The sequence below is a fragment of the Ruegeria sp. CI1 genome (assembly GCF_056536925.1).
Window position 1 is genome coordinate 167,828 of record NZ_JBQFQP010000001.1, and the last position, 14,791, is coordinate 182,618.

Annotated in this window: 10 protein-coding genes; 5 read left to right on the forward strand and 5 right to left on the reverse strand. The window is 63.0% G+C overall.

Annotated elements, in window-relative coordinates; translation table 11 throughout:
- Positions 1-382 precede the first annotated feature (382 nt).
- The 5 genes from ACR0LZ_RS00810 to ACR0LZ_RS00830 all read right to left on the reverse strand — a co-directional run bounded on the left by ACR0LZ_RS00810 (position 383) and on the right by ACR0LZ_RS00830 (position 6,877).
- The gene (locus tag ACR0LZ_RS00810; protein ID WP_480747861.1) at positions 383-529 is read right to left on the reverse strand and encodes a DUF3489 domain-containing protein; all 147 of its coding nucleotides are present in this window, start codon (positions 527-529) and stop codon (positions 383-385) included.
- A gap of 355 nt (positions 530-884) precedes the next feature.
- Complete coding sequence (gene fdhF / locus ACR0LZ_RS00815; RefSeq protein ID WP_480747862.1) at positions 885-3,665, reverse strand: formate dehydrogenase subunit alpha; 2,781 nt, start codon at positions 3,663-3,665, stop codon at positions 885-887.
- Between the two features lie 14 nt (positions 3,666-3,679).
- Positions 3,680-5,383: an NAD(P)H-dependent oxidoreductase subunit E gene (locus tag ACR0LZ_RS00820; protein ID WP_480747863.1), complete on the reverse strand. Its 1,704-nt coding sequence runs from the start codon at positions 5,381-5,383 to the stop codon at positions 3,680-3,682.
- An 86-nt stretch (positions 5,384-5,469) separates the two neighbouring features.
- Complete coding sequence (locus ACR0LZ_RS00825; protein WP_480747864.1) at positions 5,470-6,351, reverse strand: LysR family transcriptional regulator; 882 nt, start codon at positions 6,349-6,351, stop codon at positions 5,470-5,472.
- A 103-nt stretch (positions 6,352-6,454) separates the two neighbouring features.
- Positions 6,455-6,877 carry a hypothetical protein gene (locus ACR0LZ_RS00830; RefSeq protein WP_480747865.1) on the reverse strand — a complete coding sequence of 141 codons (423 nt, stop codon included), beginning with the start codon at positions 6,875-6,877 and terminating at the stop codon, positions 6,455-6,457.
- A 276-nt stretch (positions 6,878-7,153) separates the two neighbouring features.
- Between ACR0LZ_RS00830 and ACR0LZ_RS00835 the strand changes: the two genes are divergently transcribed.
- The 5 genes from ACR0LZ_RS00835 (at position 7,154) to ACR0LZ_RS00855 (ending at position 14,790) form a co-directional block, all read left to right on the forward strand.
- The gene (locus ACR0LZ_RS00835) at positions 7,154-7,672 is read left to right on the forward strand and encodes a hypothetical protein (protein ID WP_480747866.1); all 519 of its coding nucleotides are present in this window, start codon (positions 7,154-7,156) and stop codon (positions 7,670-7,672) included.
- Positions 7,673-7,795: 123 nt separating this feature from the next.
- Positions 7,796-9,649, forward strand: a complete 1,854-nt coding sequence (locus ACR0LZ_RS00840; protein ID WP_480747867.1) for a TPR end-of-group domain-containing protein — start codon at positions 7,796-7,798, stop codon at positions 9,647-9,649.
- 93 nt (positions 9,650-9,742) lie between these two features.
- Positions 9,743-10,585 (forward strand): FAD binding domain-containing protein, encoded by an 843-nt coding sequence (locus ACR0LZ_RS00845; RefSeq protein ID WP_480747868.1) that lies wholly within the window; start codon positions 9,743-9,745, stop codon positions 10,583-10,585.
- Positions 10,569-13,319, forward strand: a complete 2,751-nt coding sequence (locus tag ACR0LZ_RS00850; RefSeq protein ID WP_480748085.1) for a molybdopterin-dependent oxidoreductase — start codon at positions 10,569-10,571, stop codon at positions 13,317-13,319. Before ACR0LZ_RS00845 ends, ACR0LZ_RS00850 begins: the two co-directional genes overlap by 17 nt.
- Positions 13,309-14,790 (forward strand): 6-hydroxynicotinate reductase, encoded by a 1,482-nt coding sequence (locus ACR0LZ_RS00855; RefSeq protein WP_480747869.1) that lies wholly within the window; start codon positions 13,309-13,311, stop codon positions 14,788-14,790. Before ACR0LZ_RS00850 ends, ACR0LZ_RS00855 begins: the two co-directional genes overlap by 11 nt.
- The last annotated feature ends 1 nt before the right edge of the window (position 14,791 follow it).

The window sequence follows — 14,791 nt, forward strand, 5'->3', positions numbered from 1 at the left end:
CTCGGTATCGCTTCCCTGTTCGTTCCATCAAATTCACTGTTATCGGAGCGGAAATTCCCTGTTAATGGACTTAGGGAAATCACGCCTAAGCCACTGTTTTCTTACTGGAAATCAAGGAGACGAGCTCAAATCTTCGCAGGATTGGCACTTTTTCCCTGTATTTTCCCTGTTAACAGGGAAAATACAGCCGAGACTGGTTGGCTCAGGACTGGGTGCACAGCCACTTTCTCTGAAAGACCCGCAAAACAAGGGGAAATCCTCCCCTTTCTCCGGCTGTGTATCTCAGTCGTCCGACAGATGAGATACAAGGTGGGATACACTCTTCCCGTTCAGGGATCTGGTAGACCGTTCCTTTGTCATATCCTGATCGCTCAACGGTTTGTCACATCCTGCACATCATCGAAATCGCCGCGCGCGCAGAATGTGGCTGCCAGCCAAAGGCGTTCTGAATCTGCGCAGTTGTGGCGCCGGTCTTGCGGGACAGCAGTCTCTGTAATTGTTGCTGACCCCCGGGGCTGTTCCGGGCCAATTTGCCAGGTCACGTTTTAGTTTTTGTTCCGGATGCAATTGCCATCGTTATCATCCTCATCTTTGGGCAAAGTGAAGGTTGGGCGACCTCACAGGTGTCCTGCCGAGTTCCTGTTTTTACCTCAGAACAAACGCCCCGCACGTGTTTGCGGATGGCTTCGGCCGTGCTTTGTGGGCATCTGACTCGTTGCTGGATTCCCGACGCGCTCCTGACCGATGCCCGCATAAAGCGCCAAGGGGGAAAACCGCGTTGGTTTGACGAACCAGAAAACCGCAAACCTGAAAGTCGGCACATGGCCGAACAAAAAAGGACGGCCCCCGAAGGGACCGCCCGTCACGCGGCAGGAGGAGGAGAGTTATTCCGCCGCGATAGCCTCGATCTTTTCGACCCGGATCGCCGAGAACTTGAACTCGGGGATCTTGCCATAGGGGTCGATGGCCGGGTTGGTCAGGATGTTCGCCGCCGCCTCGACATAGGCGAAGGGGATGAACACCATGTCCTCGGCAATGGCCCGGTCGGCGCGCACCATGATCTCGATGGATCCGCGCCGGGTGGTCAGGCGCACCATCTCGCCCGGCTCGATCCCCATCAGCTTGAGCGTACGCGGGTTCATCGAACAGTTGGCCTCGGGCTCGACCGCGTCCAGCACCAGCGACCGGCGGGTCATCGACCCGGTGTGCCAATGTTCCAGCTGGCGCCCCGTCGTGGCGATCATCGGATAATCCGCGTCCGGCGCCTCGTCGGGCGGGATCACACTGGCGGGTGTGAACCGGGCGCGGCCCTCGGGGCGCGGGAAGCCGTCGCCGAACACGATCGCCTGACCCGGATCGGTCTCGCTGAGCGACGGATAGGTGATGGTTTCGGTCTTCAGTCGCTCCCAAGTGATGTTGTTGAGCGACTTCATCGTCAGCTTCATCTCGTCGAACACCTGCGACACGTCGGTGTAATCCCAGTTCAACCCGATGCGCTGCGCCAGTTCGACGGTGATTTTCCAGTCCTCGCGCGCCTCGCCCGGCGGCGGCACGGCGGGGCGCACCCGCTGCACCTGACGGTTGGTGTTCGACACCGTGCCATTCTTTTCGTAAAGCGCCGAGGCGGGCAGGATGATGTCGGCATAGTTCGCCGTCTCGGTCAGAAAGATATCCTGCACGATCATCAGGTCCAGCTTGGCCAGCGCCTCGCGCGCGTGGCCCGCGTCGGGGTCGGACATGGCGGGGTTTTCACCCTGAATGTACATGCCCCGGATCTTGCCCGCATAAGCGTGATCGATGATCTCGGTCACGGTCAGGCCTTTCTCGTTCGAGAAGTCCTCCGAGTTCCACACGCTGTTGAACCTGGCGCGGATGCCGTCATCGGTCACCGACTGATAATCCGGCAGGAACATCGGGATCAGGCCCGCATCGGATGCGCCCTGTACATTGTTCTGACCCCGCAGCGGGTGCAGACCGGCGCCCGGCTTGCCCACGTTGCCGGTCATCAGCGCAAGGCTGATCAGGCAGCGCGAATTGTCGGTGCCGTGGATATGCTGGCTGACGCCCATGCCCCAAAAAATCAGACCGGCCTTGGCGCCTGCAAAGATGCGCGCGACGCGGCGCAGCTGATCGGGCTCGATGCCGCAAATCTCGGACATCTTCTCGGGGGTGAAGGCGCGCAGATGTTCCTTCTCGGCCTCCCAGTTCTCGGTCCAGCGGTGGATGTACTGGCTGTCGTACAGCTCTTCCTCGACGATCACGTTCATGATCGCGTTCAGCATCGAGACGTCGGCACCGGGGCGGAACTGCAGCATCTCGGTGGCAAACTTGCGCATGCCGACGCCGCGCGGGTCCATCACGATCAGCTTGCCGCCACGCTTGGCGAACTGCTTGAAATAGGTCGCCGCGACGGGGTGGTTCTCGATCGGGTTCGAGCCGATGATGATCGCCACATCGGCGTTCTCGATCTCGTTGAAGGTCGCGGTCACCGCGCCCGAGCCCACATTCTCGATCAGGGCCGCCACAGACGACGCATGGCACAGACGGGTGCAGTGGTCGACGTTGTTGTGGCGGAAGCCCTGACGGATGAATTTCTGGAACAGATACGCCTCTTCGTTGGTGCATTTGGCCGAGCCGAAACCGGCAACCGAACGTGGGTCTTCGGCGCGCAGGGCCATCAGCCTGGTGGCTGCCAGATCCATCGCCTCTTCCCACGTCGCTTCGCGGAAATGGGTCGACAGGTCGCCCGGATCGACATTCAGCCCCTTGGCGGGCGCATCCTCGCGTCGGATCAGCGGCTTGGTCAGACGGTGCGGGTGGTGGATGTAGTCAAAGCCAAAGCGACCCTTGACGCACAGGCGGCCCTCGTTTGCGGGACCGTTGATGCCCTCGACATATTTGACCTTGCCGTCCTTGACCTTCAGCGACACCTTGCAGCCCACACCGCAGAACGGGCAGACGCTTTCGGTCTCGGAATCGTAATCCTTGCTGTCGCCGCGCTGCTGGTCATCCAGCACGGTGGCGGGCATCAGCGCGCCGGTCGGGCAGGCCTGAACGCATTCGCCACAAGCAACACAGGTCGACGCACCCATCGGGTCGTTCTGGTCGAACACCACCTGCGCCGTATGGCCGCGACCGGCCATGCCGATCACGTCGTTGACCTGCACTTCGCGGCAGGCGCGGACGCAGAGGTTGCAGTTGATGCAGGCGTCCAGATTGACACGCATCGCGACGTGGCTGTCATCCAGCAGCGGGATTTTCTCGGCCTCTTTCGCAGGAAAGCGGCTGCCCGAGACCTCGTTCAGCCTGGCCATATCCCAAAAATGGCTGGATACGTCATGCGGCTGCTCGGGCTGGTCGGCAACCAACAGTTCCATAACCATGGCGCGCGATTTCTCGGCGCGGTCACTGTCGGTCTTCACAATCATACCGTCCGCCGCAGGCCGGATGCACGAAGCAACCAGCGTGCGCTCGCCCTCCACCTCGACCATGCAGGCGCGGCAGTTGCCATCGGGCCGATATCCCGGTGCAGGCTTGTGGCACAGGTGCGGAATCACCAGGCCCCGGCCATTGGCCGCTTCCCAGATCGTGGTGCCCTCGGGCACGGTGACGTCATCGCCGTTCAGGCTGAAGGTGACGGTCTTGGTTGGGCTTGCGTCAAGCATGGCTCTGTCTCCCCTCAGATTTCGTCGGCAAAATGTTTCATGACCAGACGGATCGGGTTCGGGGCCGCCTGCCCCAGACCGCAGATCGAGGCATCGGCCATCACCTGACACAGGTCCTCCAGCAGATCCTGATCCCACTTGTCGGCCTTCATCAGCTTGACCGCCTTTTCACAGCCCGCCCGGCAGGGCGTGCACTGGCCACAGCTTTCATCCTCGAAGAACCGCAGCATGTTCAGCGCCGCATCCCGCGCGGTGTCCTGATCGGACAGAACCACCACGGCGGCAGACCCGATAAAGGTGCCAAGCGGCTGCAGCGTGTCAAAGTCGAGCGGGACGTCGTCAATGCTTGCAGGCAACAGACCCGACGACGGCCCGCCCGGCTGATACGCCTTGAACACATGGCCCTCGGCCATGCCCCCGGCGGCATCAATCACGTCCAGAATGGTCGACCCTGCAGGCAGCAGGTATACACCCGGCTTCGCCACCCGGCCCGAGACCGAATAGCTGCGCAGCCCTTTGCGGCCATTCTTTTCAACCGAGTTCAGGATCTGCGGCCCCTCGCGGCAGATCTTCGACACCCAATAAAGCGTCTCGACATTGTGAACCAGTGTCGGACGGTCAAAGACCCCGACCTGCGCCACGAATGGCGGGCGGTGACGCGGCAGGCCCTTCTTGCCCTCGATCGACTCGATCATCGCGGATTCTTCGCCGCAGATATAAGCGCCAGCGCCCCGGCGCAGATCGATGTAACCCTTGGCGACGATCCCGGCCTGTTCCAGCGCGGCAATCTCTTTTGCCAGAATCTCCAGTACCGCCGGATATTCGTCGCGCATGTAGATAAAGCAGGTCTTGGCCTCGACTGCCCAGGCGGCGATCAGCATCCCTTCCAGAAAGACATGCGGCGTGCGCTCAAGATAGTAGCGGTCCTTGAACGTACCCGGCTCGCCCTCGTCCCCGTTCACGGCCAGATAGCGCGGCCCTTCGTTCATGCGAACAAAGCCCCATTTCTTGCCAGACGGAAAACCAGCGCCGCCCAGACCACGCAGGCCCGAGGCCAGAACCGTTTCCTGTACCTCTTCCCAGTTGCCGCCGTCGCGCAGCTCTTTCAGCTTGGCGTAACCGCCGTTTACCTCATAGGTGGCATAATTCTCGTATTCGGGCAGATGTGCATGGGTGTCACCTGCGGCAATCGCGGCCTGCACCTTTTCGGGGGTCGCGTGATCGATATGGTTGTGGCCGATCTCCAGCACCGGCGCGGTGTCGCAACGCCCCATGCATGGCGCGCGCAGCACACGCACTTGTGACCGGTCCAACCCGTCCTCCAGCGCCTTCTGCAACTGCTGGGCGCCAGCCATCTCGCAGGACAGGGAATCGCACACCCGGATGGTCAGCGCGGGCGGCGGCGTCTCACCTTCCTTGACCACGTCGAAATGGGCATAGAAGGTCGCGGTCTCATAGATCTCGGCCTGACCGATCCGCATTTCCACCGCCAGCGCGGCGATATGATCGGAACTGATGTGGCCGTGGGCATCCTGAATTAAGTGAAGGAATTCAATAAGCAGGTCGCGGCGGCGCGGGCGGTCGCCCAGCAGGCGCGCAATCTCGGCCTGTGCCTCATCCGTGAACTGACGGCCCTTGGGCGTGCGCCGCCCCTTGCCTTTACCTGACTTCCAGACGCCCTTTGGCGCGCCTGCTGGCTTGGTATCCAATGGTGCCATGATGCCCTCCGACTGACGCCCCGGTCTCTCATCAGCTCATCATATCGTCAAATCGCAAATCTCAATCGCACGATAACGACAATTTATCACCGTAAAGAGGTTACCACCCGCCGCAGCGCCGCCACCGTCGGCAGTTCCGGATCGCGTTCCAGCGTTGCCAGACAGATCGGTTTCGACACCTCGGGTTCGACCAGCGGCAGCACCTTTGTGCCCTCCGGGTCGCCCAGCGCCCGGATCAGCACGCGCGGTACCACCGCCGCCGCCAGCCCCTCGCGCGCCATGACCATGGCGGCGGTAAAGCCGCTGGTCTCGGCCACCACGCGCGGATGCAGGCCCAGCTCGGCAAAAATCCGGTCGAGGATGCGACGGTTCTGCATCTGTGGCTCCAGCAGGCACAGCGGAAACTCGGCCACCCGCGCCCACGGGATCGGCCCGGTTTCGTCGGTCATATGCGCTGGCACCAACAGCACATAGCTTTCCTCGTAAAGCGGCTGCACATGGCGCAGATCGGTGCCGATGCTGTCGCCATAGGTGATGCCCGCATCGATTGTCCCCTCGTCCAGCCCCTGCTGGATCGCGGTCGAGGACATCGAGTCGATCCGCGCCACGATCTTTGGATGCGCCTGATGCAGCCGCCGCACCAGCCGACCGGTAAAGGCCAGCGCCGTCGGGATAACGCCCAGAATCAACGAACCGGAAATCTCGCCCCGGATCGACGCAACCTCCTGTTCCAGCGCCTTGGTGTCGCCCAGAATGCGCCGCGCCCGGCGCACGATCATCTCACCCTCGTCGGTCAGACCCTGAAACCGGTTGGCCCGGCGCACGATGGTGATGCCCAGCCGCTCCTCCAGATTACGGATGCGCATCGAGAACGCGGGCTGAGAGATCCCGCATTCCTCGGCCGCCTTGGCAAAATGGCGATGCCGCGCAAGGGCACTCAGCAGTTGCAGGTCTCGCAATTCGATCATGAGCGGTCCTTGGTCCAAAGTGCGGGTACATCAACATACCGCCCGACGCACCAAGTGTAAGCCCTCGCAGTGGCTCCGGCAGAACACGATACCTGTCCGAGGCCTAACAAATCGACAGGATGAATTCCCAAAGAAACGCGGCTTTGGCCAGCACCGAAAAATGATAGTCGGCAATACGCAGGACAATGAGCCCGAGCATGCCCCACATTGCAATCATAAGGCCCAGCAAAAGGGGGTCGCGTTGTTGCGAGACAAAGATCAGGCGCAACTCCCGTTCCCGCCGATACAGGTCTTCGACATCCGCCAGCTGACGTGCCATCAACATCTTTTGCGATCCCTTGCCATAAGACACTGCTGCGATCAGGGACAAAGGCAGGAACGTCGACCGCGTCGGTAAAATCTTACTCAGGAACCATTGCCAGACAGTTTTGATACCGCCTGTCAGAACTGTGGTCGAAACACCCGAACCTTCGGTTTGTGCTTTTATTCTTTGGGGGCGGGCACAAGGCAGACTGATTGCCGACATTGCGCCGTCCCGATATCGTTTCGCTATCATATACGTGAAATCCGGACAATTCAGGGCACGGGCATCTGCGAAGTTCCGCCGACTCTAACACGGAAACCCGGCGTTGCTATCATGCGCAGTCTGGCTGAGCGGCCCATGAGAACACCAAGCCCTACCAACCAATGTTTCTGAAAAACCTCCAAGTCCCGGCATATTCGGCCGCGCCGACCCAAATCGCTGAGAAATGGCAAAAAATGCCCGAAAATGATAGGATGGCCGCAATCGAGGGGGTAATCGATGACGCGCAGGTGTTTTCTTTCGGCAATAACGGTCCTGACCCTGTTCCTGTCTTCTGCCTGGGCCAACAACACCGCCAACAAGACCGATCCGGATGCCGATCTTCTGTTGCAATACAGGACCATCGTCAAACTCGAACACGACTCGCGCCACCTGTACCACCTGCAATCCCAGGCGCTCATTGCGGTGCATGGCGGCTGGGTCACACCCGTGACCAAGGAAGGATCGGAACTGGATTCGCTGTCCGGCGTTCCCAGACAAATCGTTCAGGCCGATCTGAACCAGTTGAAGGCCCGCATCCGGCGCGGTGAGTTTTCACCGGAATTCGCCTCCCAACTCCAGCCCATCATCCTGGATCTGGAAGAGGCTATAGCGTTGTGCCTGCTGGTCGCCGACCTGCTCAAATCCGGGCAAGACCTGCAGGCAAACGAGGTCTATCGCACCCGATCCCTGCCGCTGTTCGAAAAGATCTGGCGCCAGACCTATACCCTGACGCGCGATACCGAGCGCCGGTTTTAAACCGATGATCCGCCGAGATCCGCCAGCACGGCTTTCCTCGCTAAACGACGAACCGGCCCCCAGATAAGCAGTTCCGCCCCTTCCGCGGACGTCGTATGATCGTACGAAGAAGGGGGAAACAAGGTGACGCGCCGGCTTGCAGCGATCATGATTGCGGATGTGGTGGGGTTTTCCGCCCTGATGGCCTCGGACGAGGCCGGAACGCTTGCCGCGCTCAAGCAGCATCATGCCGACCATTTCGACCCCCACATCACCCGCCGCAACGGTCGCATCGTCAAACTCGTGGGCGACGGATTTCTCGCCGAGTTCACCTCGGTCGTGGACGCGGTGGAATGCGCGCTGGCGATCCAGCAGACCCTGTCGCTCATCGACGACGCGTTCGCCCTGCGCATCGGCATCAACCTCGGCGATGTGATTGTCGATGGCGACGACATCTATGGCGACGGGGTCAATGTTGCGGCCCGGCTGGAAAGCCTGTCGGAACCGGGCAGCATCTGCCTTTCGGGTCCCGCCCACGATATGGTTGTCGGCAAGGTCGACTGCGCCTTCCGCGACCTGGGGCTGAAACAGCTGAAAAACATCGCCAAGCCGGTTCATGTGTTCCAGATCGCCTCCGGATCACCCGCGCCGCACTCATCTGCGCCCGCCACCCCCGAACGCTACTCCATCGCAGTGCTGCCGTTTTCGAACATGAGCGGCGATACCGAACAGGAATATTTTTCGGACGGCATCGCCGAGGACATCATCACCGACCTGTCCAGGATCTCGCGATTGTTCGTCGTCGCCCGCAACTCGACCTTTGCCTACAAGGGCCAGTCGGTGAACGTCCGTCAGATCAGCACCGATCTGGACGCGATGTTCATCCTCGAAGGCAGCGTTCGCAAGTCGGGCAACCGGGTGCGGGTGACGGCCCAGTTGATCGACGGCCAGACCGGCGGCCATTTGTGGGCCGAACGCTATGACCGCGACCTCACCGACGTGTTCGAGGTGCAGGACGAAATCACCCGCAACATCGTCGACGCCCTGAAAATCGTCATCGCCCCGAAAGAGAAAAAGGCCATCGAACGCGTGCCCACGCGCAACCTTCAGGCCTATGACTGCTATCTTCAGGGTCGGCAACTGATGCACAGCATGAGCCGTGACAACCTCGAAAATGCCCGCAAACTGTTCCTCAGGGCGGTAGAGCTGGACCCCGGCTATGCAATCGCGCTGACCGGCCTGTCCGACTGCGACGCGACCTATTACCATTTCTACTCGTCCGAACCCGAGATGCTCGATACCGCCGAAGCCAACAGCCGCCGCGCGCTCGAGGTCGCGCCGGGCATGGCCGAGGCCCACGCTTCACTCGCCTTCGTGTTGATGCTCAAGGACGACACCGCTGGCGCAATCCGCGAATTCAACACCGCGCTTGAAATCGACCCCATGCTGTACGAGGCATTCTGGAACTTCGGCATGTTCCATGTGGTCCACAATGATTTCGAGACCGCGGCAGACCTGTTCCACAAGGCCGCCAGGGTGCGGGGCGACGATCTGCAATCCAAGATGATGCTGATGACCCTGTGGAAGGAACTTGGCCACAGGGACAGAATGCTGACCCTCGCGCACGAGACATTCTCGATCGCCAGCAGGCTGTTCGAATATGACGACCGCAATGTGCACGCCGCCTATATCGGCGCGTTCGCCCTGATCCATCTCGGTGATCGCGACAGGGCGCTGGACTGGCTGCAAAAGGCCGTTGATGTCGCCCCCGCCGATCCGCGCTCGACCTACAACATCGCCTGCGCTTATTCGATGCTCGGGGATCGCGACAACGCCCTCGCGTATCTCAGGAAATCGATCATGGAGGGCCGGCCGATCCGGATGATGAAATGGGCCACCGAAGACCCCGATCTGGCCCCCCTGCGTCAGGACCCCCGGTTCGACGACCTGATGAAGATATGGCGCGCACGGATGAGCCGCCCGCCCGCACAAACGTGACGGGCGGCAGCCCGCACATCATTGACTCGAATCGCAATCCTTCAATATCATTCGTACACAAACAAGAATGGGCATCCGGGGAGGGGCGGCTGTTTGAGGTATCTCGCACCGACTGAACTTAGCGAAGCACTTGATGCCCTGGCCGCTGGCGGGGCCAGAATCGTTGCGGGCGGCACCGATTTCTATCCGTCCAAGCCGCAGGGCGCGTTGCAGACCGACCTTCTCGACATCACCCGCATCGGGGGCCTGCGCGGCATCCGGCGCGAAGATGGCCACTGGCGCATCGGCGCGGCCACACGGTGGAGCGATATCACCCGCTTGCAACTGCCCCCCGCCTTTGCCGGCCTGCAGGCGGCCGCGCGCGAGGTGGGCAGCATCCAGATTCAGAACGCCGGAACCGTCGCGGGCAACCTCTGCAACGCTTCACCTGCCGCCGACGGCGTGCCACCCCTGCTGACGCTCGACGCGCAGGTCGAGATCACCTCGATCCGGGCGACCCGCAGCCTGCCCCTGTCCGACTTCATCACCGGTGTCCGCGCAACCGCGCTCGAACCGGGCGAGATGGTGACGGCGGTGCTGATCCCCGCCCCGCCCGACAACGCCACCGGCAGCTTCGAAAAGCTCGGCGCGCGGCGCTATCTGGTGATCTCGATCACCATGACCGCGGCCCTGATCGCGCTGGATGACGACAACAGGATTGCCGAGGCCCGCATCGCGGTCGGCGCCTGCTCGCCCGTGGCGCAGCGCCTGACCGCGCTGGAACAGGAATTGACCGGCAAGACGATTGCCGAGGTGGATGTGCGCGACGCCCACCTCGCCCCGCTCACCCCGATCGACGACATCCGCGGCAGCGCAGCCTATCGCGCGGATGCGGTGGCCGAACAGATCCTGCGCGCAATTCACAAGGCCGGAGGTTCCGATGGACGGTCGGGTTGATGACGCACTGATCCAGTTCAGGCTGAACGGCGAATCCGTTGCCGTGCGCCCCCGACTGGGGGAACGCCTGTCCGAGACACTGCGCGAACGCCTGTCGGCACGCGACGTCAAGATCGGCTGCAACGCCGGCGATTGCGGGGCCTGCACCGTGCTTGTCGATGGCGAGGCCGTCTGTGCCTGCCTCACGCCCACGCATCAGGCGGCGGGACAAACGGTCGAAACCCTCACCGGCCTGACCCGGAACGAGCCGGTAACCCAGCGCCTTGCCGACAGCTTCCACGCCCACGGCGCGGCGCAGTGCGGTATCTGCACACCCGGCATGCTGGTCTCGGCCACCGCCCTTCTGCGCCGCGACCTGCGACCGGAAGAGAACGAGGTCAAGGATGCGCTCGGCGGCGTCCTGTGCCGCTGCACCGGCTATCGCAAGATCATCGATGCGGTGGTGCAGACCTATCGTGAGCCGATCAGGCGCGAATACCACGACGACCATATCGGCGCGGCCATCCCCCGCCTCGACGGGCTGCCCAAGGTCGCGGGCACCGAAGCCTTCGGCGACGATGTGGCCCCGGCGGGCACGCTCGAACTGTACGTGATCCGCTCGCCCCATCACCGTGATGCCTTCGAATTTGGCGACCTCGACGCCTTTGCCGCCACTCCGGGCATCGCCGCGGTGCTGACGGCGGCGAATGTGCCGGGGCGCAACCTCTTCGGCACCATTCCGGGCTTTGTCGACCAGCCCGTCTTCGCCACCGGCGAGACCCGGTTCCGGGGCGAGGCCGTGGCCGCCATCGTCGGAACACCCGACACCATCGCCGCCTTCGATCCGCGCAGCTTCCCGGTCACGTGGACGGAACTGCCCGCGACCACGGGCATGGCCGAGGCGATGGCCAGGGGCGCCCCCCTGCTGCACCCTGACCGCGCGGGCAATGTCATGACCTCGGGCTTCGTCAGACATGGCGATGCCGAGGCGGCGCTGGCCCGCGCCGATATCGTGGTCCAGGGCCGCTTCCGCTCGGGTTTTGTCGAACACGCCTATATCGAACCCGAGGCCGGGTTTGCCCAGGTCGTGGACGGGCGCGTGCATGTCCACGCCTGCACCCAGGCCCCGGTGATGGATCTCGAAAGCCTTGCCGATATCCTCGCCATGGAGCGCGACCAGATCCGCATCGTTCCCACCGCCACCGGCGGCGGCTTCGGGGCCAAGCTGGATATCTCGGTGCAGCCCTATCTCGCCATCGCCGCCCTCAAGACCGGCCAGCCGGTGCGCCTGACCTATTCCCGCACCGAGTCGATGCAATCGACCACCAAGCGCCACCCCTCGGACATGCGCCTGCGCATCGGCGCCACCAAGGATGGCAAGCTGTGCGGCATGACCTTTGACGGTCTTTTCAACACCGGCGCCTATTCCAGCTGGGGGCCGACCGTCGCCAACCGCGTGCCTGTCCACGCCTCCGGCCCCTACCGGTTCACCGACTACCGGGCCGAGGCCAAGGGCATCCACACCCACTGCGCCCCTTCCGGCGCCTTCCGCGGCTTCGGGGTTCCTCAATCGGCGCTGGCACAGGAAAGCCTGTTCGACGAACTGGCCGACAGGCTGGGCATCGACCGGCTGGAATTCCGCATCTCGAACGCGCTGGAAAACGGCGTACCGACAATCTGCGGTCAGGTCTTCGATCAGGGCGTCGGCATCCGTCCCTGCCTAAAAGCGCTGCGGCCCGCGTGGAAAACCGAACGCGAACAGGCCACCGCCTTCAACGCCGAAAACCGGACCCTCAAACGCGGTGTCGGCATCGCCGCCGGGTGGTACGGCTGCGGCAACACCTCGCTGCCCAACCCCTCGACCATCAAGGGCGGCATCCGCGCCGATGGCACGCTGGTTCTGCATCAGGGCGCGGCCGATATCGGGCAGGGCGCAAACACCGTCATCGCCCAGATCTTCGCCACCGCGCTTGGCCTGCCCACCACGCAGCTGACCCTTATCGGCCCCGACACCGACGTCACGCCCGACGCCGGCAAAACCTCGGCCTCGCGCCAGACCTACGTCACCGGCAAGGCCGCGCAGCTGGCGGGCGAAGCCCTGCGCGCGGAGATCCTGTCGCGCGTCAACGCCAGCCCCGAGGCAGAGCTGACCCTCACCGGCCCGACCCTGCAGATCACCGACGGCGACCGCACCCACGAGATCGATCTCGCCCCCCTGCCTGCCGATGCCCAAGGTTACGTCCTGCGCGCCGAAGAGACCTATGATCCGCCCACCAAACCGCTTGACGAAAACGGCCAGGGCATCCCCTATGCCCAATTCGGCTATGCCGCGCATCTGGTGGTGGTCGAGGTCGACACCCGGATGGGCACCGTCAAACCTCTGCGCTTCACCGCCGCGCATGACGTGGGCCGCGCCATCAACCCGATGATGGTCGAGGGTCAGGTCGAAGGCGGCATCGCACAGGGTTTGGGCATGGCCCTGATGGAAGAATACATTCCCGGCCGCACCGAGAACCTGCACGACTACCTGATCCCCACGATCGGCGACATGCCCCCGGTCGAAACCCTGATCATCGAAGAACCTGACGCGCACGGCCCCTATGGCGCCAAGGGGCTGGGCGAACACGCCCTGATCCCCACCGCGCCCGCAATCCTGAACGCGATCAAGGATGCCTGCGGGGTGCGCCTCTATCAGGGGCCCGCCACGCCATCGCGCCTGCGCGAAGCATTGAAAGACCACGCCAATGGCCACTGAACGCGTCAAACCCGAGAAAATCCGCTGCGACGCCTGCCCGGTACTCTGCTACATCGCCGACGGGCGTTCGGGCGCCTGCGACCGCTATGCCAACCACGGCGGCGAGCTGGTGCGCCTCGACGCGCTGACCGTGATCGAACACACCAACCAGAAACTAGTGCCCTTCATGGAGGGCGGCACCCCCGGCGACTGGGATGGCGACATCCTGCAGGGTCACCGCCCCTTTGTCACCGCCGTGGGCGCGGGCACCACCTATCCCGACTACAAACCCGCCCCTTTCATCGTCAGCCAGCAGGTCGAAGGCGTCGACATGGTCACCGTGGTGACCGAAGGCATCTTCTCCTATTGCGGGGTCAAGGTGAAGATCGACACCGACCGCCATATCGGCCACGAACGCGATGAGGTGCGGGTCGACGGCGAACCCATCGGCCATGTGATGACCAGCGAATACGGCTCCAAGATGCTGTCGCTGGGCGGAGTCGAACACCTGACTGGCGGCTCCAAGAAAGAGGGCCGCGTGACCTGCGATGCCCTCCTGAAGCTCTGCAACCGCGAAGCGGTGGAAATGGTCATCGGCGAGCCGGGCCACGAAACCACCGTTGTGGTTCAGGCCGGCAAAGCCCCCATCATCAACGGGGTCGAGGAAAAGCTGATGCGCGTCGGCTGCGGTTCTGCCGCCATCGGCATGTTCGCCAAGCAATGGACGGGCCATGTGGACGAAGTGGTCGTGGTCGACGATCACATCACCGGCGTGCTCAGCGAACATCAGGCAGGCCGGATGCTTGACGTGCCGCACACGGGCATCCGCATCAAGGGCCGCCGCTCGACACCGGGCCGCTATTTCCAGGTGGCCGAGCCCGGCACCGGCTGGGGCGGCACCGACATCACCGACCCGCTGGTGATCCTGGGCGAGTTCAAGCCCGAGGTCGCCTGGCCCGGCCTGCGCCTGCTGATGGTGTCCACCACGGGCGAGCAATATGCCTATTTCGAGCTTGACGACACGCTCACCCCGCAACCGGTGCAAATCCCCGACCGGCTGAAAGCTTCGGCCGACCTGATTGCCGAAAACTGCGAACCCTCTGTCTGTTCGGTTCTGTTCATGGGGGGCGCGGGCGGGTCGCTGCGCGCCGGCGTCACCGAAAACCCGGTGCGCCTGACCAAGTCGGTCAAGGAGGCGCTGGCCTTTGTCACCTGCGGCGGCGCCGAAAGCTATGTCTGGCCCGGTGGCGGCATCACCGTGATGGTCGACGTGCTGGACATGCCGACGCAATCCTTCGGCTATGTGCCGACACCCGCTTTGGTCGCGCCCATCGAGTTCACCATGCGCATCAGCGACTATGCCGCACTTGGCGGGCATATGGGCGAGGTGAAACCGGTCGCTCAGGTCGTCTCCGAAAACGCCCGCGTCCTGCCGCCCGACGAACATCACACCGACCCGACCGACCACAAGCATTTCCGGTGGGCGCGCTGAC

What these genes read in the sequence shown, in the direction of transcription:
- ACR0LZ_RS00835 (WP_480747866.1), top strand. Translation starts at nt 7,154, where the DNA reads ATGACGCGCAGGTGTTTTCTTTCGGCAATAACGGTCCTGACCCTGTTC.
- ACR0LZ_RS00830 (WP_480747865.1), bottom strand. Translation starts at nt 6,877, where the DNA reads ATGTCGGCAATCAGTCTGCCTTGTGCCCGCCCCCAAAGAATAAAAGCA.
- fdhF (WP_480747862.1), bottom strand. Translation starts at nt 3,665, where the DNA reads ATGCTTGACGCAAGCCCAACCAAGACCGTCACCTTCAGCCTGAACGGC.
- ACR0LZ_RS00820 (WP_480747863.1), bottom strand. Translation starts at nt 5,383, where the DNA reads ATGGCACCATTGGATACCAAGCCAGCAGGCGCGCCAAAGGGCGTCTGG.
- ACR0LZ_RS00850 (WP_480748085.1), top strand. Translation starts at nt 10,569, where the DNA reads ATGGACGGTCGGGTTGATGACGCACTGATCCAGTTCAGGCTGAACGGC.
- ACR0LZ_RS00825 (WP_480747864.1), bottom strand. Translation starts at nt 6,351, where the DNA reads ATGATCGAATTGCGAGACCTGCAACTGCTGAGTGCCCTTGCGCGGCAT.
- ACR0LZ_RS00855 (WP_480747869.1), top strand. Translation starts at nt 13,309, where the DNA reads ATGGCCACTGAACGCGTCAAACCCGAGAAAATCCGCTGCGACGCCTGC.